General features: G+C 38.1%; 18 protein-coding genes and 1 pseudogene. 7 read left to right on the top strand and 12 right to left on the bottom strand.

Translation table 11 applies throughout. The annotated features are described in order from the left end of the window. Positions 1–68: 68 nt before the first annotated feature. The 6 genes from radA to rpsF form a co-directional block, all read right to left on the bottom strand. Entirely contained in the window at positions 69–1,445 is a 1,377-nt protein-coding gene (gene radA, locus ACFIK0_RS01910; protein WP_375630763.1) for a DNA repair protein RadA, read from the bottom strand. A gap of 6 nt (positions 1,446–1,451) precedes the next feature. After that, a complete protein-coding gene (locus tag ACFIK0_RS01915) occupies positions 1,452–2,942 on the bottom strand; it encodes a replicative DNA helicase (RefSeq protein WP_273791081.1) in 1,491 nt (496 codons plus the stop codon). Between the two features lie 594 nt (positions 2,943–3,536). After that, a complete protein-coding gene (rplI, locus tag ACFIK0_RS01920) occupies positions 3,537–4,133 on the bottom strand; it encodes a 50S ribosomal protein L9 (RefSeq protein ID WP_375663397.1) in 597 nt (198 codons plus the stop codon). A gap of 25 nt (positions 4,134–4,158) precedes the next feature. Beyond that, complete coding sequence (locus ACFIK0_RS01925) at positions 4,159–5,139, bottom strand: hypothetical protein (RefSeq protein WP_375663398.1); 981 nt, start codon at positions 5,137–5,139, stop codon at positions 4,159–4,161. Between the two features lie 148 nt (positions 5,140–5,287). Then, complete coding sequence (gene rpsR / locus ACFIK0_RS01930) at positions 5,288–5,536, bottom strand: 30S ribosomal protein S18 (protein WP_012754957.1); 249 nt, start codon at positions 5,534–5,536, stop codon at positions 5,288–5,290. Next, positions 5,536–5,943 (bottom strand): 30S ribosomal protein S6, encoded by a 408-nt coding sequence (rpsF, locus tag ACFIK0_RS01935; protein WP_273791078.1) that lies wholly within the window; start codon positions 5,941–5,943, stop codon positions 5,536–5,538. The genes rpsR and rpsF overlap by 1 nt, the downstream gene beginning before the upstream one ends. 335 nt (positions 5,944–6,278) lie before the next feature. On the opposite strand from rpsF, the gene ACFIK0_RS01940 reads away from it, so the two are divergent. The 7 genes and pseudogenes from ACFIK0_RS01940 (at position 6,279) to gmk (ending at position 12,688) form a co-directional block, all read left to right on the top strand. Beyond that, positions 6,279–6,866, top strand: coding sequence for an undecaprenyl-diphosphatase (locus tag ACFIK0_RS01940; protein WP_375663399.1), 588 nt, complete (start codon positions 6,279–6,281; stop codon positions 6,864–6,866). 77 nt (positions 6,867–6,943) lie between these two features. Further along, on the top strand, positions 6,944–7,888 hold the full coding sequence (fabD, locus tag ACFIK0_RS01945; protein WP_273791076.1) for an ACP S-malonyltransferase: 945 nt from the start codon (positions 6,944–6,946) through the stop codon (positions 7,886–7,888). Between the two features lie 18 nt (positions 7,889–7,906). Then, positions 7,907–8,644, top strand: a complete 738-nt coding sequence (gene fabG, locus ACFIK0_RS01950) for a 3-oxoacyl-[acyl-carrier-protein] reductase (protein WP_273791075.1) — start codon at positions 7,907–7,909, stop codon at positions 8,642–8,644. A 261-nt stretch (positions 8,645–8,905) separates the two neighbouring features. Then, the gene (locus ACFIK0_RS01955; RefSeq protein ID WP_004860281.1) at positions 8,906–9,142 is read left to right on the top strand and encodes an acyl carrier protein; all 237 of its coding nucleotides are present in this window, start codon (positions 8,906–8,908) and stop codon (positions 9,140–9,142) included. Between the two features lie 101 nt (positions 9,143–9,243). Beyond that, positions 9,244–10,506 carry a beta-ketoacyl-ACP synthase II gene (gene fabF / locus ACFIK0_RS01960; RefSeq protein WP_375637388.1) on the top strand — a complete coding sequence of 421 codons (1,263 nt, stop codon included), beginning with the start codon at positions 9,244–9,246 and terminating at the stop codon, positions 10,504–10,506. A 96-nt stretch (positions 10,507–10,602) separates the two neighbouring features. Beyond that, positions 10,603–11,711: pseudogene (mltG, locus tag ACFIK0_RS01965) on the top strand (endolytic transglycosylase MltG). 299 nt (positions 11,712–12,010) lie between these two features. Continuing rightward, positions 12,011–12,688 carry a guanylate kinase gene (gene gmk / locus ACFIK0_RS01970; protein WP_375657717.1) on the top strand — a complete coding sequence of 226 codons (678 nt, stop codon included), beginning with the start codon at positions 12,011–12,013 and terminating at the stop codon, positions 12,686–12,688. Between the two features lie 29 nt (positions 12,689–12,717). Here the strand turns inward: gmk and rsmA are convergent, their stop codons facing one another. The 6 genes from rsmA to lptF form a co-directional block, all read right to left on the bottom strand. Beyond that, on the bottom strand, positions 12,718–13,548 hold the full coding sequence (rsmA, locus tag ACFIK0_RS01975; protein ID WP_375630755.1) for a 16S rRNA (adenine(1518)-N(6)/adenine(1519)-N(6))-dimethyltransferase RsmA: 831 nt from the start codon (positions 13,546–13,548) through the stop codon (positions 12,718–12,720). Beyond that, on the bottom strand, positions 13,539–14,552 hold the full coding sequence (gene pdxA / locus ACFIK0_RS01980; RefSeq protein ID WP_273791070.1) for a 4-hydroxythreonine-4-phosphate dehydrogenase PdxA: 1,014 nt from the start codon (positions 14,550–14,552) through the stop codon (positions 13,539–13,541). Before pdxA ends, rsmA begins: the two co-directional genes overlap by 10 nt. After that, on the bottom strand, positions 14,552–15,508 hold the full coding sequence (locus ACFIK0_RS01985; RefSeq protein WP_375612927.1) for a SurA N-terminal domain-containing protein: 957 nt from the start codon (positions 15,506–15,508) through the stop codon (positions 14,552–14,554). Before ACFIK0_RS01985 ends, pdxA begins: the two co-directional genes overlap by 1 nt. Before the next feature lie 109 nt (positions 15,509–15,617). Further along, entirely contained in the window at positions 15,618–17,978 is a 2,361-nt protein-coding gene (locus ACFIK0_RS01990) for an LPS-assembly protein LptD (protein ID WP_375663400.1), read from the bottom strand. Beyond that, positions 17,979–19,070, bottom strand: coding sequence for an LPS export ABC transporter permease LptG (lptG, locus tag ACFIK0_RS01995; RefSeq protein ID WP_375612925.1), 1,092 nt, complete (start codon positions 19,068–19,070; stop codon positions 17,979–17,981). It abuts the gene before it with no gap. Further along, positions 19,067–20,257, bottom strand: coding sequence for an LPS export ABC transporter permease LptF (gene lptF / locus ACFIK0_RS02000; RefSeq protein ID WP_375630747.1), 1,191 nt, complete (start codon positions 20,255–20,257; stop codon positions 19,067–19,069). The genes lptG and lptF overlap by 4 nt, the downstream gene beginning before the upstream one ends. Positions 20,258–20,356: the final 99 nt, after the last annotated feature.

Genomic DNA, 20,356 nt, shown 5'->3' on the forward strand with positions numbered 1-20,356 from the left:
TGTTCTTATAGCAAGGATCTTTTGTATGTTATAGAGTTTTTTCTATATTATCATATCTGTGGTGCAGATCATTTTTTACTTACGGTAAGAGTAGCAACGAGTTCGGGAAGGTCGGAGAAAGTTTTTTGTTTAAAGTTGAGCGACTTCATCATTTCGGTTGTTGTTGTGGGATGAAAGGCTCCTTGAAAGCCGAGTTTTTTGGCTTCATTTATGCGCTGTGCTGAATGTGCAACAGCGCGGGTAGCTCCTGAAAGACTGACTTCACCAAAATAGACATAATCCGTTGGCAATGCGATATTGGCAAGAGAAGATACCAAAGCAGCGGCTACAGCTAAATCAGCAGCGGGTTCTGATATGCGATAGCCACCTGCCACGTTCAGATAGACATCATGCTGTCCAAAACGAATGCCACAATGGGCTTCTAAAACGGCAAGAATCATAGAAAGACGATTTCCATCCCATCCGACAACCGCACGTCTTGGTGTCCCAAGGGAAGAAGGAGCAACAAGCGCTTGAATTTCTACGAGTATCGGGCGTGTTCCTTCCATACCGGCGAAAACAGCAGCGCCTGGGGCTTTTTCATTACGTTCTCCTAAAAACAATTCGGATGGATTTATCACTTCGCGTAATCCTTTATCAGACATTTCAAAGACACCAATTTCATCTGTTGGTCCGAAGCGATTTTTTACAGTTCTAAGAATGCGATAATGATGTCCTCCTTCACCCTCAAAATAGAGAACGCCATCAACCATATGTTCAACGACCCGAGGACCAGCAATTTGTCCATCTTTTGTAACATGCCCAACAAGAACAACGGCGGCTCCTGTTTTCTTGGCAAAGCGGATCATTGCCTGAGCACCGATACGTACTTGTGTGACAGTGCCAGGTGCTGAATCTGCTGTATCTGACCATAGGGTTTGAATCGAATCGATAATCACCATATCAAGGTTTTTATGTTCGCTTAAGGTTGCCAGAATATCTTCAACATTGGTTTCAGCAGCAAGTTTCACCTCTGTATTGTTAGCTTCAAGCCTTTGTGCGCGCAGACAAATTTGCGCAATAGCCTCTTCACCTGAAACATAGATGACATTATATCCTTTACGTGATAAAGCAGCAGCTGTTTGTGTCAGCAATGTTGATTTACCAATACCCGGATCACCTCCAACAAGGAGTGCCGATCCACGGACAAAGCCCCCACCGGTAACACGATCAAGTTCCGCAATACCAGAATAAATACGTGGAGCATCTTGGATATCTCCAGAAAGAGATGTAAGGGCAACGATGCGTCCTTTACGCGTATTCTGCTTAGGACCACTTCCTATGCCGCCATTTATATTTTCTTCGATAAGGGAATTCCATTCTCCACAAGCACTACATTTTCCTGCCCAACGAGAATGAACAGTGCCACAATTTTGACAGATAAATTGAATACGATTACGTACCATGTTGATTTAACCAATTTGCTCTGGAAGATAATTGCTATCGGCAAGATCACTGAATCGTGTGAAATCAGATTGAAAGGCAAGGGGCACGATTCCTGTCGGCCCATGGCGCTGTTTTGCAATAATAACATCAGCTTTTCCAAAAGCTTTGTCCATTATTTCTTGCCATTTTGTATGTTCCAAGCTACCTAACTTTGGTTCTTCATTTTTGAGATAATATTCTTCGCGATAGACAAAAAGAACGATGTCTGCATCTTGCTCAATTGAACCAGATTCACGTAAATCTGAGAGCTGTGGACGTTTATCTGTTCTATTTTCTACTTGACGTGAAAGTTGAGAGAGAGCGATAATAGGAATATTCAATTCTTTCGCTAATGCTTTTAATCCTGTGGTAATTTCTGTGATCTCTTGGACACGATTTTCTGATGAACGCTTTGAACTGCTTGTCATGAGTTGGATATAGTCAATAAACAAGATATCTAAACCATGTTGCCGCTTGAGACGCCGCGCACGAGCAGCTAATTGCGTAATTGATATTCCCCCAGTTTGATCAATATAAAGTGGTGCCTTTTGTAGTTGGTTCACCGCACGAATAATTTTTGAAAATTGTTCATCTGAAATATTACCACGCCGAATATCAGAAGAAGAGACTTCTGTTTGTTCAGAAATAATACGGGTTGCAAGCTGTTCGGATGACATCTCAAGTGAGAAGAATCCCACAATGCCGCCTTCATTTTCTTGGATATTGGCATTACGATTATAAGCATTAGCAATATTAAAGGCAATATTGGTAGCCAGTGAGGTTTTACCCATACCAGGGCGCCCCGCAAGGATAATTAAGTCAGATGCTTGTAATCCTCCCATTTTTTCATCAAGTGTTTTAATATGGGTGGCTATCCCTGATAATTGTGAAGAGCGCTTTTTCGCAGCACTTGCCATATCGATAGCTTTTTTAATAGCCTCATTAAAATTTTCAAATCCACCTCCATATTTCCCTTTTTCTGCTAGCTCAAATAACTGATTTTCAACAGTTTCAATTTGTTGGGTAGGCGTGAGTTCTACAGGAGCATCAAAGGCTGTATTGACAACTTGAGTTCCAAGGTTAATCAAAGACCGTCGGATAAAAAGATCGTAAATGACGCGTCCATAATCTTCAGCGTTAATAATAGTGACTGCCTCTGTGGCTAAGCGAACAACATATTGGTATACAGTAATATCTCCAATTTTTTCTTCCATTTGGATATAGGGCTTGATTGTAACTGGATCTACACGTTTTCCTGTTTTAATAAGGTGAGATAAAACATGATAAATTTTTTGATGCAATGGTTCAAAAAAATGTTCTGGTTTTAGAAAATCTGAAACGCGGTCAAGAGAATCATTGTTGATAAAGATGGCACCAAGCAATGCCTGTTCAGCTTCAATATTATGCGGAAGTTGCCGAAAAGAAGGAGAATCCTCTTTCTTTGAAGAGCTGACATTAACAACGTTAGTTTCTTCCATAATATTTTTCCACTAAAATTCTAAGTCTAGCTACTTTAGGCGATAAATTGAAAATCGTATAATTAAAAGAATAGAGCGACAAATCTTCATTTTAAGTTAAAATTATATAATTTTTTAAAACTCTCTTTTCGTTCCTCATTTATCATTTGTGTATTATTTATATAACGTCTATCTATTTTATTTTATAATATGTGATTTTAAAGTGGAAGTTTTGCTACTCTAAATTTAAGTATTTTTAAGTTACTTAACCTTAAAATTCCAATATCTGTGTAAGTAGAATTATTTTTTTATAACTGAAATTATTTCAGATCATGTGAGGATATAATCAACTTAACGCTCATACAAACTTTAGCCTTAAGGGTAGGACTTTAAATTATTTTTGCTTTATATGCTGGAAGACAAAAGACATTTCCTCTTAGTGATATTATCATTCTCGGCATGTAATGCCTTTAAATAATATATTTCTAATTCTTTCATAAAAATTAGGTTATTTATGTACGATAGCCATAAAATACTCACTTTTAAAGTGTGAGTATTTTATGAACAATATTTAAAATGGAATAAAAAATATAAAACACAAAGCAAAAATAGCAGTTAAGCTTCTTGATGAGAACTGTTTATATCGTTGTCATTAATTTCTTCTGCCAATAATTCTTCCTGACTTTCTTCTAATAATTCTTCTTGAATATTATATATTTCTTTAGCCGAAGTGAGAGTTTCACCTTCTGCTTGGCGTTGTGCTTCACTGGTAGAACGCGCAACGTTAATAATCACAGAAATTTGAACCTCTGGATGTAAGCTAAGAGTGATAGTGTGAAGACCGATCATTTTTATTGGATGATTAAGTTCGATTTGATTTCTTCCAATAGAAAAGCCTTCATCTGTTATGATTTCAGCAATATCACGTGTTGACACAGAACCATAAAGTTGTCCCGTTTCACCAGCAGAACGAACAACAATGAATGATTGTCCATCAAGTTTTTCAGCAATTTTTTGCGCTTCGCTTTTCCGTTCAAGATTACGTGCTTCAAGTTGTGCACGTTGTACCTCAAAATGTTTTTTATTAGCTTCATTTGCGCGTAAAGCTTTACATTGAGGCAAGAGAAAATTACGCGCATAACCATCTTTAACTGAGACAATATCACCCATCTGACCAAGACGAGGAATGCGCTCAAGTAAAATAATATCCATAGTTTTTCCTTTCGAACAAATAAATTTAGTGGAGTTTTTTGCGTGATTGAAAATTGTATTGAATAGCAGCCCAAATTCCCATCAAAAGCATCATGAAAACAATAGGTGGAGTAAAAACGACTGTAAAAATAGCAATATAAACAAGAGAAAGTATAATAATTCGACCGTTTACCCCTTTTGTAATATTGTGAAGATATGCTAGACCGCTAATTAATATGATGACAATGTATGCAGTGCTAAAGATACGGGTACTCAAGTTAAGAGAAGCGCTCAGCTCAATCATCGATGCTATGCAAACAATAATGAAAATAATAATTCCAGAAATTGGAAGGCGGAGAGTTTGGCTCCAATCATCACGGGGTCTTTTCAGCCATTTCATATGTTGTGCTGCTATCATGGAAAAGTAAAGGTTACCAATGAGAAAAACCAAACTATAAACAGTCAAAGAAAAAGCAGTAAAAGTTGCTGTATGCGTCATTAAAAGCTCACTAAAAGCGCGTATATCGGCTTCTTTTATTGACTGTGATTGTTGCAGAGTTTGTGCTATGTTTTCGGTGATTTTTTTTGCAATGACGGGTGTGGATGGACGGGTTTGAACATAGAGCCCAATGAAAGTTGCTATAAGAGCGATAAAATTAGTTAAATGAAAAATAACCGATGATAATGGATACCATATCAGTTCGTTTTCTTTTTGCGCTGGTCGTGCAAGCCCAAGAAGCCAAGAAGCATAGACAGCAGGAAGGAAAAATAAGAACATAGAGCCAAGAGCAATATAGGTATTAGTGGTTATGATAAGAACAACAGTGGCACTTATGAGGGCGATGAGACTGGCTAATGTTCCTTGACCGAACGCAACAATAAAAATTGGCAATGAAAGAAAGCAGCCAAGAAGAAGAGAAAAAAAGGGCGCGATATTTGCAACACTGATGATTGCCATTCCTATCACAACAGCAAATAATCCTGCCAAAATACCGGTTAATATCTCATAAGTACGATTTTTTTTCATTTATTGCTGTCCTGCTTTCTGCAGTTAGAGGCGTGTCAATACCCCAACTTCGACATTTAATAGCTTAACATAGGATACAACAAGCTATTTTTAACCATATAAGAAATGCAACTGGAGAAACTCTCCAGTTGCATAGCGTATTGATCGCTTACTTTATAACGTACGGAAGTAAGCCTAAAAAGCGAGCACGTTTGATAGCATTAGCTAATTCACGCTGTTTTTTCTGACTAACAGCAGTAATCCGCGAAGGAACAATTTTCCCACGTTCGGAAATATAACGTTGTAACAACTTGATGTCTTTATAATCAATTTTGGGAGCATTGGTCCCTGAAAAAGGACATGTTTTACGACGACGATGAAAGGGGCGACGTGCAGAGTTTTGATTAGTATCAGTCATCATTCTACCTCTTCTATAGCATTTTCACGTTGACGACGTGGAAAACGAGGACGCTCTTCATCGTGTCCAATGTGACTATTGCGATCAAGGTGTGAGAGCATAGCAGATTTTTCTTTTTCGTGTTTTTCTACGCGAATGGTCATATAACGCAAAATATCCTCATTGATGCGCATCTGACGCTCCACTTCAGCAATTGCTGAAGCTGGTGCATCAATATTGACCAAGACATAATAAGCTTTACGGTTTTTACGAATACGGTAAGCAAGAGGACGAAGTCCCCAATTTTCTATACGCCCAACTTTTCCACCATGCGCTTCAATGACACCTTTGTAGAGACTCAAAAGTTCATCAACTTGCTGCGGTGCGATGTCTTGTCGGGCAAGGAACATATGTTCATAAAGAGCCATTGTTTTGCCTTTCTTCAATTAAATTTCACCGGCTTTAGCGCAAAGCCTCTGCGACTTGTCTTTTTTGGAAATCCAAAGAAGAAAGGACGCGTTTACAATTCGAGACATCTCAGAGCGGAGACACGGGAGGCCGGAAACATTGTATTTCCTACTGATATTTTACAGCCCTCCGTTCAACCTCCAGCTAAAGTGCCGGCAACGAACATTTCACATTTACAGGTTATCTTTTAAAATAGCAAGTTTATGCACATAAAAAAATTGATTTGTTAAATCTTGATATATTTCCTTCTTCTACAAAAAGATAATACTGTAATATAAAGGTAAAGGAGGGAAAAATGGACTTTTTAAACCAGATTGATGTTACACTCTTTGAAATGTTTGTCGGCAATCATCACGCTTGGTCGATTGTAGTTTTGTTTAGTATTTTTTGTGCAAAGTTTTTAATTTATATTATTCCTCTCCATCTTTGTGCGTTGTGGTTTTGTGGTGGGGAGAGGGAACGATGTGTCGTGCTAAGCATTTGCATGAGTATTTGTGCGGCTCTTTTCATAGGTTATCTCATTTCTCTTTTTTATTTTCATCCTCGCCCATTCGTGGTAGGGCTGACGACACCGCTTATTCAACATCGTGCGACAGCTTCTTTTCCTAGTAATCATGCCTTGACCATTGCATCTTATACAGCTAACTTTTATTTTTACCGATACAAAGTTGCTTTTAAATTTGCTTCGGTATTTTTGTGTTTGATCTGTTGGGCGCGCATCTTTGTGGGTGTACATTATCCCTTTGATATTTTAGCAGGTGCAATTTTAGGAAGTCTCATAAGTTTGGGTGTTATTCAGTTTATAGCACCCTATTTCCCTAAGTTTTTATATCAAATTCCGCCCTTAAAATATAATTTTAAGTGTGGTATTCGTTTTAAATAAAGGGCTTTATTTTGATTTGTGCGGATGAATAAGGTCAAAAGAAAATAATTTAATTGTACAGTTTTAGGAGTTGATAAATGGGTGCAGCTTTTATTTTTCCAGGGCAGGGGAGTCAACTTGTTGGTATGGGGAAGGCGCTTACAGAGCAATTTATTGCCGCACGGATGGTTTTCGAGGAAGTTGATGATGCTTTGGGTGAGAAATTATCAAAGATCATTTTTGAAGGACCAGCAGATGTTTTAACGTTAACAGCAAATGCACAACCGGCATTAATGGCTGTATCTATGGCTGTCATTCGTGTGATGAAACAATTAGGGCTTCGTATAGAAGAAAAGGTAAGATTTGTTGCTGGTCATTCTTTAGGCGAATACTCGGCTCTTTGTGCTGCTGGTACATTTACTCTCACAGATACGGCAAGACTTTTGCGTATTCGTGGCAATGCTATGCAGGCTGCTGTCGCGGTTGGTGAAGGTTCTATGGCTGCATTAATTGGTTTAGAAGAGCACATTGTGGAAGAAATTTGTGAAACTGTTTCTGGAGAAGGACTATGTCAGATTGCTAATGATAATGGTGGTGGGCAAATTGTTATTTCCGGTAAAGCAAAAGCAGTTGAAGCAGCGGTAGAGATTGCATCAACAAAAGGTGCAAAACGTGCACTTCTTCTTCCTGTTTCTGCACCTTTTCATTCATCTTTAATGCAACCTGCTGCTGATGCCATGAAGAAAGCACTTTTGACTGTTAACAAAATGTCCCCTATTGTTCCTTTGATTGCCAATGTTTCTGTTGCACCTGAGAGCAATCCAGAGCGTATTACTACTCTTCTTGTCCAACAAGTGACTGGGAGGGTGCGATGGCGTGAAACAATAGAATGGATCGCTGCTAATGGAGTTGATACGCTTTTTGAAGTTGGTTCTGGAAAAGTATTAACAGGTTTAACGCGTCGTATTAACAAAGATATAAAGGGGGTAACCATTGGAACAGTTGATGAAATAGAATCAGCGCTAGGTATGCTCGGCGTTTAATCTATAAGGAGTTAAAAGATGTTTAGATTAACAGGACGTAAAGCTCTTGTAACGGGGGCTTCGGGAGGAATTGGTGAGGCAATTGCACGCTGCTTTCATGCACAAGGAGCCATTGTTGGACTTCATGGAACACGCGAAGAAAAGCTTAGAGAAGTGGCGGCAGAATTAGGGCAGAATGTTTTTGTATTTCCCGCTAATCTTTCTGAACGCCAATCGATTAAACAATTGGCTGAAGTTGCAGAAAGAGAAATGGATGGCGTCGATATTTTGGTTAACAATGCGGGAATCACTAGGGATGGTCTTTTTGTGCGTATGCAAGATAAAGACTGGGATGATGTTTTAGAAGTTAACCTAACAGCTGCTTCTCTTTTGACGCGTGAATTAATACATTCTATGATGCGCCGCCGTTATGGAAGGATTATTAACATTACATCTGTTGTTGGTGTTGTGGGAAACCCTGGACAAACGAATTATTGTGCTGCAAAAGCAGGCTTGATAGGTTTTTCTAAAGCATTGGCACAAGAAATTGCTTCGCGAAACATCACTGTCAATTGTATTGCTCCAGGATTTATTAAATCCGCAATGACAGACAAGCTTAATGAAAAGCAAAAAGAAGCCATTATGGCTGCGATTCCGATGAAGCGTATGGGAAGTGGGCAAGAAATAGCCGCTGCTGCTGTTTATTTAGCAAGCGATGAAGCAGCCTATACGACAGGTCAAACACTCCATATCAATGGTGGAATGGCAATGATTTGAGTATTTATTTTATTCCACATTGATTTATGAGTTGTATTATTTTAGATAGTAACGATTGAAATGGATAGATGCATCTATTTCTTTAATATGGTCGTTGATCAATTGATGTCGGAATGTCAGATTGGTTCATTTTGTAGGGGATATCCACAGGATGTTTTAAATCATTACTAAAATCTTTTAAAGTAATGCATCTATTGCTTGATTAGATGAACCGATATAGTTAACCAAATTATAGGAAAATATAAATTCGAGGATTTCAACATGAGTGATACAGTAGAGCGCGTTAAGAAAATTATCGTGGAACATCTTGGGGTTAATGCTGATAAAGTTGTAGAAAATGCAAGCTTTATCGATGATCTAGGGGCTGATAGCCTTGATACGGTTGAACTCGTTATGGCTTTTGAAGAAGAGTTTGGGGTAGAAATTCCAGATGAAGCTGCTGAAACGATTTTCACAGTTGGCGATGCAGTCAAGTTCATTGATAAAGCTTCTGCGTGATTACTAAAGGGCAAAGGCATGAATTGCTTTTGCCTATATTCTTCGGAGCTCTTTTGAAAAGAGAGCTTTGAGAGGTGAAGTTTAGTTCAAGGTTAGAAGTTATGAGACGTGTTGTTGTTACTGGTTTAGGGTTGGTATCTCCATTAGCTGGTAATACTGAATATAGTTGGAAACGACTTCTTGAAGGAAGAAGTGGTGTCCGACGTATCACAGAGTTTGATGTGTCAGATTTGCCATGCCAGATTGCTGCGCGTATCCCCTTAGGGGATGGAACAGAGGGGACTTATAATGCTGATTTGTATATGGAACCTAAAGAGCAACGTAAAGTTGATGCATTTATTGTTTATGCAATGGCTGCTGCTAACCAAGCGCTTGCAGATGCCGAATGGTTTCCTAAGAGTGATGAAGATCAGATTTGTACAGGTGTGTTAATTGGTTCGGGAATTGGGGGAGTTGAGGGTATTGTTGAAGCTGGTTATACGCTTCGTGACAAGGGCCCACGTCGTGTTTCTCCTTTTTTTATTCCAGGTCGTTTGATTAATCTTGCTTCTGGTTATGTGTCTATTCAATATGGTTTACGGGGGCCTAATCATTCTGTTGTAACGGCTTGTTCAACAGGGGCGCATGCGATTGGTGATGCGGCACGTTTGATTATGTTTGGTGATGCAGATGTCATGGTGGCAGGGGGGGCTGAATCTCCGATAAATCGGATATCTCTTGCAGGTTTTGCAGCTTGTAGAGCTCTTTCTACTTGTCGCAATGATGATCCTGAACGGGCGTCACGTCCTTATGATACTGATCGTGATGGTTTTGTGATGGGGGAAGGAGCGGCAGTTGTTGTTTTAGAAGAGCTGGAACATGCCAAAAAACGAGGAGCGCGTATTTATGCTGAGGTTATTGGCTATGGTTTATCTGGTGACGCTTACCACATTACAGCGCCTTCAGAAAGTGGTGAAGGGGCTCAGCGTAGTATGATAGCTGCTCTTAAGCGTGCACAAGTGAATGTGAGTGAACTTGATTATATTAATGCTCATGGTACATCTACGATGGCTGATTCCATAGAGCTAGCGGCTGTTGAGCGTGTTTTAGGGAGTTATGCACCACAAGTTTCTATGTCATCAACGAAATCATCTATCGGGCATTTACTTGGTGCAGCCGGTGCTGCTGAGGCTATTTTTTCTATTTTAGCTATACGGGATAATATAGCCCCAGCGACACTTAATCTTGACAATCCATCGATTGAAACGAAAATCGATCTTGTACCACACAAACCGCGTGAACGAAAGATTGATACGATTCTTTCTAATTCTTTTGGATTTGGTGGGACAAATGCATCGTTGGTGATGCGACGTTTTAGGGGATAATAAGTATTTTTATTTAATTTTTGCTTTTGAGTTTTCTATTTTATTATAAGGTGAATGAGAAATTATAATATTATCCTTAATCGCTATTGAGGGGTTATGTCCGATGTGAAAAATGGAAATCATTAAAGGACGTAAGTGATTCCTCTTCGAATCATTTAGCAGATAGTTATGACATGTTAATACATAAAAAACGAAAGAAATCATCTATCGTCCGTAATCCGTTGGTCATTCTCGGTCATTTTTTTCTTATGCTGATTGTGATTATTCTTTTTGCCATAAGTATTCCTCTTTATATTGGAAAAAGTATTTTTGAAGAAAAGGGAAAAATTGAGGAAGAACAAATTGTTCTTATCCATCCTGGTACCGGAATTCGTGAAATTGCTTCATTGCTAGAAAAACGTGGTTTCATTCGATCATCAGATATTTTTGTTTATGGGGTTGGTTATCACCAAAAAACAACGCATCTGAAGGCTGGTGAATATTTAATTCCAGCTCATGCTTCGATGCAGGATATTATGGATATTCTTGTGAAAGGAAAATCTATAGAGTATACATTTACAGTACCTGAAGGTTTAACGGTTCAGCAAGTTTTCGATCGATTAGCTGCGAATGAAATTTTGATTGGAGACCTTCCAAAAATTTTGCCTCCAGAAGGTTATTTAATGACGGATACTGTTCGTTTTATTCGGGGAACAACGCGTAAAGAGATTTTAAACAGGTTGCGTGAAGGACAGACAAAATTAATTCATGCTATATGGGCTACGCGTTCACCTGATTTACCCATTAAATCAATTGATGAATTTGTTATATTAGCCTCAATTGTTGAGAAAGAAACGGGAATTGCAGCAGAAAGACCAATGGTTGCTGCGGTATTTTATAACCGCCTTACAAAGCATATGCGTCTTCAATCGGATCCAACAGTAATTTATGGTCTCTTCGGAGGAAAAGGAAAACCATCCGGTCGTGCAATTTATCGTTCAGATCTTGAGAAGGAAACACCATATAATACTTATAAAATTAATGGTTTGCCCCCAACGGCTATTGCAAATCCAGGTCGGGATTCTTTAAAAGCGGTGGCACATCCACCAAGCAGTGATGCACTTTATTTTGTTGCTGATGGTTCAGGAGGGCATGTTTTTTCTCGAACTTTAGAGGAACATAATATGAATGTTCGCAAGTGGCGAGAATTAAAGGCAAAACATTGAATTTATAGTGATAACACATCTTTTTGCATCGTAAATGAGAATCCCAAATATAGTAAAATTTTTCTATTTAAACTTTTTATGAGAATGATAAAAAATCATTTTCTTGTCTGTCACAAGTGGGATTGGCGTATGGATAAAAATATTTAAGAAAGAAGTGAATATACTGCTAATACCTTATCTCAAAAAAGAGCAAAATAACATTGAGAATTGCTAAGAAAACACATTGATTAGGGGAGAGGTTGAGATAATGTATAATTCAAATTTTGGAGAAACATTTATGAACAAAGTAGAGTGATGTAATGACAGTCTTTGAAAGTAAATTGAGTGCTATAAAAATAAATCAACGCCGCGGTTTTTTATTTATTCTCTCTTCACCTTCAGGTGCTGGTAAATCAACAATTTCTCGATTACTTCTAAAAGATGGACAATTAGAGCTTTCCGTAAGTATGACCACAAGGAAAAGGCGTCCTAGTGAAGTAGATGGGCTACATTATCACTTTATTTCAAAGGAAGAGTTTGAATATAAGCGTGATAGAGATGAATTTATTGAATGGGCAGAAGTTCACGGAAATTATTATGGCACTTTGCGTGAAACTGTTGAAAACGCATTGAATGCTGGCCATGATATGTTATTTGATATTGATTATCAAGGTACCGAGCAGCTGCAAAAAAAGATGCTAGGAGACACTGTATCTGTTTTTATCCTTCCACCATCAATGAAAGAGCTTGTTTCGCGTTTACATCGTCGAGCAGAAGATAGTCAAGATATCATCAATTTGCGATTGGAAAATGCACGAACGGAGTTAAAGCATTGGCGTTCTTATGATTATGTTGTGATTAACAAAGATTTAGATCAGTCTTTATCTTTTATTAAATCAATTTATTTAGCTGAAACCGTAAAACGTGAGCGTTGTTCTTATCTTGGCTCTTTTGTTGATGGGCTTATTGCTGAAAAAATCGATAAATGTTGTGATTAAAAAAGGTTTCATAACACAAAGTGTATTTTTTAGAGCACTAGATGCGCTAGAGTTACAAATTCAGAAACCGAGAGCGTTTCAGCACGGCGCATTCCATCAATTCCAGCTTTTTCTAATAGCACTTCACCTCCAAGTGTTTTGAGATTTTGACGAAGCATTTTTCGTCTTTGCCCAAAGGCGGTTTTTGTGACGAGGCTTAGTTTTTGTGCAGAGCAGGCAAGAGGTTGTGTTCGTGGAATAATATGAACAACGGAAGATGTTACTTTAGGTATTGGTATGAAGGCTTGAGGGGGTACATCGAAAGCAATTTTAGCAGTAGTACGCCAGCCAGTTAAGACACTAAGACGCCCATAATGAGTAGATTGAGGTTTAGCTGTAATCCGTTTGGCAACTTCACGTTGAAACATCAATGTCATTGATTCATAAAAAGGAGGCCATGGTTCAGTCAAAAGCCAATTTAATAAGAGTTTTGTCCCAATATTATAGGGAAGATTTGCAATAATACGAGGTTTTTCTGGGCTTGTTTCAAAGAGTTTTGAGAAGTCTTGCTTTAGTGCATCATTACAAATAACTTTTAATTTTTTAGGATAGTGTTTTTCTATTTCTAAGAGAGCCGGTATGCAGCGCTCATCGCGTTCTATTGCTGTTACAATGGCACCCTTTGCTAGCAAGGCACGTGTGAGACCTCCAGGACCAGGACCAATTTCAAGAACAGGTTTTCCTTCTATATTGCCTGCTTGATGAGCAATTTTAGATGTTAAATTAAGATCAAAAAGAAAATTCTGCCCCAAAGATTTATGCGCTTGTAATCCATATATATCAATGACCTCACGCAGAGGAGGGAGATTATCTATTGGCATGGTATTAAACTATTTTTTGCAAGTTGATTTGCAAGTTTAAGAGCAGCAATAAAGCTTTCGGGAGAGGCTATCCCTTTATCAGCAATGTCAAAAGCAGTTCCGTGATCTGGAGACGTGCGAATAAAAGGTAGACCTAACGTGACATTAACAGTGCTGTCAAAGTCTAATGTCTTAACAGGGATAAGGGCTTGATCATGATACATACAAATGGCAACGTCATATGCCTTTCTTGCACATTCATGGAACATTGTGTCGGCAGGTAGCGGGCCTGCAATATTGAGTCCTTTCTTTTTAAGATATTCAATAGCAGGAGTGATAACTTCAATATCTTCTTTGCCCATTGCACCTCCTTCTCCAGCATGAGGATTAAGACCAGCAACAGCTAGTCGGGGTGACGTTATTTTAAACCGTGTTTTTAAGTCACATTCAGTAATAAGTACCGTTTGAATAATTAAATCACGGGTAAGCTGTGAAGGAACATTTTTAAATGGAATATGAACAGTTATTGGTACTGTTTTTAATCGAGGTCCTGCTAACATCATAACTGGATGATAGTATTTATGAAAAGCTTTATGGGCTAAATCAGCTAAAAATTCTGTATGACCTGGAAATTGAAAACCGGCATCATAAAGATTCTTTTTTGCAATAGGACAAGTGATAAGTGCACATGCATGGCCATTTTGAATCAATTGAACACAGCGTTTAATTGCTTCAATAATTCCAGCGGCATTATTCGATGAAGGTATACCTAATTGATCACTTTGTTTGTTTTTTAACGGTATGATAGGAAGAGCGTTTTGAAAATTTTTTGCAGGATTATTGCTTAAAACAGATTGCACCTCAACATCAATCTGTAAAAAACGAGCGCGCGAACGAATAACATCTGGATCAGCAAGAAGTACAAAAGGTGGAATTTGGCGCGTAACACGCAAATTCCACGCTTTTAATACTATTTCAGGACCAATACCGGCAGGATCACCACCACTAACAATAAGAGCAGCCATTATGAATTTTGAATGCGTGCCACTCGCCGCAGTTCTCCTAAATATTTGTCGCTTAATTCTTCAAGTTTTTGCGGGCTTCTTTTTTTACTATCTTGAAGAGAAAATATCAGTCGAGCGACATAATCATCAGAAACTCTTTTTATTTTGCAGACAGCAATTGCTTCAATTCCATCAGATGTTTCTTGTAATTTTGTCATTTTTCCAGCAGGCGTTTCAAGAATAGCTTGTTCCCATGCATTAGGAAGTTGTGGCTCCAGAAACTTTCCTAAGTGGCGGATAGTAACGTCTAAAATACCTCTTGCTTGATTGTGAGCATTGGCACATCCACGGAAATGTGCGCGAAAATTACTTGCTTCTCTTTGACGTCTTTCAAAGATCTCTGAACGACGATGCGCAGGAATGACAAAAACAATTCGCTGTAATGTATATTCGTTGGTTGAAGGTTTTACACCACCATTTTTTAATATTCTGCGTACAGCTTCTTGTTCGCTAATCATACCTGTTTCAGCTTGATAGCGTGCGCTAACAAGACGCCCCCATCCTATTTGTCCACGGATGTAATCTTTAAAGTGTTGCACTGTGATCTCAGTTTGGATCAGAATCTGGTTGAGCTGATCAATCGTCATATTATTTTGTGTCGCAAAATTCTCAAAAGCTCTATCAACTTCATCATTGCTTACTTCAATATTAAGACGTTTTATTTCAATATTTTTTAGCTTTTCGTCAATAAGCTCTTTTTTAGCCTGTGCCACCAAATTGCCTTGCTTTTGTTGTAATCTGAGAAAAGCAAGGCGTCTTTGTATATCATAATTTGTGATGGGGTTGCCATTAACTGTAACAACAATAGAAGTCTGCGCAAAGACTGTCGGAATCAAAAATCCATTTATTAACAGGCTACTTACGCTCAAAGACGCAATATAAAATAAAGCAAGAAAACGCTTTTTCAATTTATTCATGTAAATAGGCTTTCGCATTGTTTATTAATTCTCATCAACAACTTAAAATACACGCTTTCTTTCATAAAAACAATGATAAGTTAAATGACTGATACATTCCCTTTATAAATTAATCTATCTTTTTTCCGATATCTGCAATCGTACGCAATGAAAGAGAGAAATTAAAGTTTTGCAAGGGTGCTTTCCTGCCTGGATTCGTTACCTGTTGATAACCGAATGTTAACCCGAAACATTCATCCATATAACTCAAGCTAATTCCTCGCTTTATAAATGTACCAGATACTAAATCATAACCGGTGTTGCTATTAATGGACCAATAATCTGCCAATTTAAGTCCTGTTTGAAAAGAAATTTCTTGGCGCTCTTGAGAATATTCATAATCTGGTTGCTTTGCGATATAGGCATATTGTAGAGCTGCCCAAAAATTTTGCCATTTTTGTGATGCTTCGATTTCACTACGGCGGATTTTTCCTGTTTTTTTGTCAAAGCGTCCACGCGTTTCTAAGGAAAAACCACTTTTATGGGTTGTACCAAACATTGCAACATAGTCTGAACGTTTTGCCTCTAAGCTAGAATGAGTACCGACATTGATAAAGTCCTTTTCTGCAAAAGAATTCTTTCCTGCTAGATGAAAGGATTGTCCAATGAGACCATAAAGAGACCAATTATCATTAAGGCTTCCAGAATATCTTATACCTATATTGGCTCTTGTACCGCCTTCTACACGATCATAACCAGAAAATTTGTCTCGTTGAAAGAGAGTGGTGGCATCAAAGACAAAGCTTTGAGCATCTTCATTAGGAATTTGTCCAATATATTGTTCATTATTGCGTATAAAAATTTGTGCAGTTGGTTCTATAATATGTGTAGAATGATCAGCTGTAATGAGGAAGGGATAGCGTAGTTCCAACCCTGCTGTTGCCATGCCACGAATTGCTGAACCATGAATTGCGGATAAGGCATTGTTTTCTATAGAATCTGTGTGATTTTCTCTTGCATTGGTTGTAATGATATCAGCTCGTAGAGAGAGAAGAGGGGTTAAGATGAGTCCGTTGTGCGTGTTGAAGCGCTTTTTCCACTGAAGCTCGTTTGTTAAACGCAAACTATTTCCAGCCATACCAGAAAGTTTTACTGTGTTGAGAGGGTTTCCGTTCTGGTCGGGTGAACTGAAGTCAGCATGGCGACGATAAACTGATTGCATATTACTATGGAAGGTAAGCTCTCCATTATAAATGGGTTCATCTGGTGTGAAAAAATAATCGATGCGTGGTAAGACCCACGCTTGCCGAGAGTGACGTTCATAATGAGGATCATTCAATATTGAATCTTGAACTTTAAAATGATAAAAACGCATATCAAAATAATTTTTTCCTGCAAGACCATTCAGATAGATCTGAGAAAGTTGTGTAGGATTGTTATAGTTTTCAAGTTTATAGGCACGACTAAAATGCCGATCTGATTGTGCAAGAATATCCCATCCATAAGTCCAGTGTGAATTAATACGAAAATCCCCCTTTGTCGCCAGCATATAACGGTTTTTATGTTGGGCATCAATCGTATCATTATCAAATCTATGCGGTTTCATTTGATATATATGAGCAAAGCGAATATTATAACGTCCCGTTTTTAAACGCTGACGCCATTCCCCTTCGGTTAAAAGCCCTTGTTGGGTATAAACCGTAGAAGAAAGGGTAAAATCATAATGGGGGGCGAGATTCCAGAAATAAGAATTCTTTATCCCCATACCGAGATAATCAGTATAAAAAAAATGAGGAGTAAGCAGACCGCTAGCACGCCTAACAGTTGGATCATAGATCTCAAAATTTGGAAATTTTATAATCGGTACACCAAAAACTTCAAAACTGCTATTTTCAAACCGAATTTTTTTGATGCTATTATTCCATATGATCTTTCTTGCTTTAATTTTCCATAGGACGTCTCGATCTGGTTTATAAGAGCAAGGTTCACAGGCTGTATAGGTTGCATTTTCAAAGACTGTTATGTGGTTGTGTTTGCGTGTAGCATTTTGGGCTGAAAAGTGAACATTGTTGGCTGTATCAATACGTAAGGCGTTTACAAAACCCTCGCCAAGATCTTTGGTCATATCAATTTGGTTGGAATAAATTTTATTACCATCCTTTTGAGTAATTTCAACGTTCCCTTGTGCTATAAGCCGTCCTGTTTTTTGATTGTAAATAATTTTTTGAGCGACAACTTTATTGCCATCATATTCGATTTGAACATTACCGTGTGCAGAAACAGTGTTTTCATCACGATTGTAGATGAGTTCATCCGCAGAGAGCAAAAGAGGAGGTTCCGGATTTTGAATGCGACTTTGAGAAGGAGATAGAAGGCTTTGAGCGTGCGCACAATAAGACAAAGCACTTCCTAAAATAACCCCTATAACACTTTTAAAAGCGAGAGCACTTAATTTTGTTAAAATAGTTTTTTTAAGTGTTAATGCTTTCACTTAGCCATCCTCTTTATGAAGTAAAAAAGAGATTCCTAAGAATAACGCAATAACAACGGGTGTCCAAGCTGCAATAATTGGTGGAATATATCCAGCATTACCAAAAGCTTGAACAAGTACGGAAATAACATAAAGCATAAACCCAGCTATTACGCCACCAAGAATCAACATTCTAGATTGCCCAAAACGTGTAAAATTTAAAGATACAGTTGCTGCAATGAGGGTCATTGCCACAAGCAATGCCGGTAATGCAATCAAAGATTGAAAATACATATCAAAATTATTAGCAGAATAGCCAAATGAACGTGCAATCATAATTTTTTTTGGCAATTGGTAAAATGGAATAGTTGCGGGATTCACTAAACGTTCCGTTAAAAATTCAGGTTTTAGATTGGTTTTTATTTGCAACACGGTAAATTTTTCAGGAGGATGCCCTATTTTATAGATTGTTCCATTTGTTAATAGCCAAAATCCATTAGTCAAGGTTGCTTTTGGGGCGTTAATCCAATTTTTGACGGTTGCGTTGTCATTGTATTGTACAAAGGTTGCATCGAGAAGAGAAAGTCCTTGATCGGTGATAGATTTGGCGCCAATGGTTGTTCTGCCTAAATTTGTACGTTGTGTTAACCAGTGGATACTTGTATTGTGAAGAGGTGTTAGTACATTGTGATTGCGCCATTCAGTCATCTTTTTTTCTGCTTGAGAAAATCCCCATGCAGCAAGTGGATTAATGAGAAGAATTGAAAATAATCCCAAAAGAAAAGCTCCAAAACAAGCTGGCATAAGAAATTGCCATGCAGAAACACCGATTGAACGAGTCACTACAAGTTCAAGTTTTTTGTTGAGCGAGATAAGCGTTGCCATTGCAGAAAAGAGTGCAATGAAAGGGATAAGTTGTTGCATGATAAAAGGGATGCGTAAAGCAGAGAGGAAAAATGCATCTTTTGCTGTATAATGCGGAAGGGAAGATAGCCTACCGGAATTCTCTGTGAAATCGATTAAAAGAGCAAGAACAAAAATGCTTCCCCAGAAATAACAAGTTATTTTAAGATACCGTATAAAAAAATATCGTCCAAGTGTCCACCCAATCATGATATTTTATCCGAGGAATCTTGAGATTTTCGCTGTTCAAATTTGTTCATTATTTTTTGAAAAGCGATTTGAAGTATCTCATTAACTTTTGTGGGAAGCCCAATTTTATGATTCGTTAAAAGCATAAAAAAGACAAATGCACTTGTTCCTATGGGTATAATATAAAGGAGAGGAACGTATGCAAGATCGCTTTTTGATTTTTCTGCGAAAAAATATCCTATCCAATACACCAGAAAAGAAAGGGCAATTGCCGAGAGATTTGCGGAATGACGAGCTTGTCGATGGGAGCGTACATCTCCTGCCGCTGCTAATGCAATAAGTGAAAAAACAATAGGGTAGAGCCATTGTGTTAATCTGCGGTGAAATTCAGCTTTATATTGGAGTGGTTTTCGTTGATAATAGGGATCTTTTGGGTCAGGGTTTTGTAAATAAGAAAGAGACTGATCTTTTGGATAAAGAGTAGGTGTTTTATCACTGGGGATAAACTCTCCTAGGCTAAAAGTATATGAGCTAAATTGCACGATTGAAACACTGTTATTTTGATGATTGACTCTTTCTATTTCACCGTTATTGAGAACCAGAAAACTGCCGTTTTTATTGCTCACAATGGATGCGTCTGTTGCATAATAAAAAAGATCAGTCTTAGGATCACGCTGGTCGGCAATGAAAAGGCGTTCAAGTGTTCCGTTTGGATTTCGTTCGCCAATTTCTATGTAAAGGTTATTGGCGAGTTTTTGAAAGCTCCCTTCACTAATGAATAGATTAATAAGATCAAAATGAGCGCTTGCTAGCATTTGTCGCATATGAAGACGCGCTTGAGGAACAACAAAATTAGCTATAGAAAAGGAGATACAGGATGCAACAATAGCAAGAAGAAGGATAGGTTTCCAAACAGTACTTTTAGGAAAACCAGAGGCATTGATGACAGCAAATTCTGAGTCTTGATGCATTGCTGAGAGGATGGTTGTAACTGCGATCACTAATGCAAATGGAATGACAAGAAAAATAACAGAAGGAACCAATGAAAGTGAAAATTGTAAGACTGTGAGGAGTGTTTGTTTACTTGTTGTGAGAAAGTTTATCCGTGCAAGAATTTGTATAGTCCAACTAACGCCCACTGCTGCAATCATGACAGAACTAAACAAAACAAGGACACGTTTCAGGATGTAGAACTCAATAATACGCATAAATTGGGGAAAATCCTCAGTCTTTAATTCGATAGCAAATATTTTTACTGCTTTCGGTTAAAATGTAATAAAGTTTGAAAAAATATCCTTTCATGAATT

The organism is Bartonella sp. CL63NXGY (assembly GCF_042194905.1).
Classification (GTDB): domain Bacteria; phylum Pseudomonadota; class Alphaproteobacteria; order Rhizobiales; family Rhizobiaceae; genus Bartonella.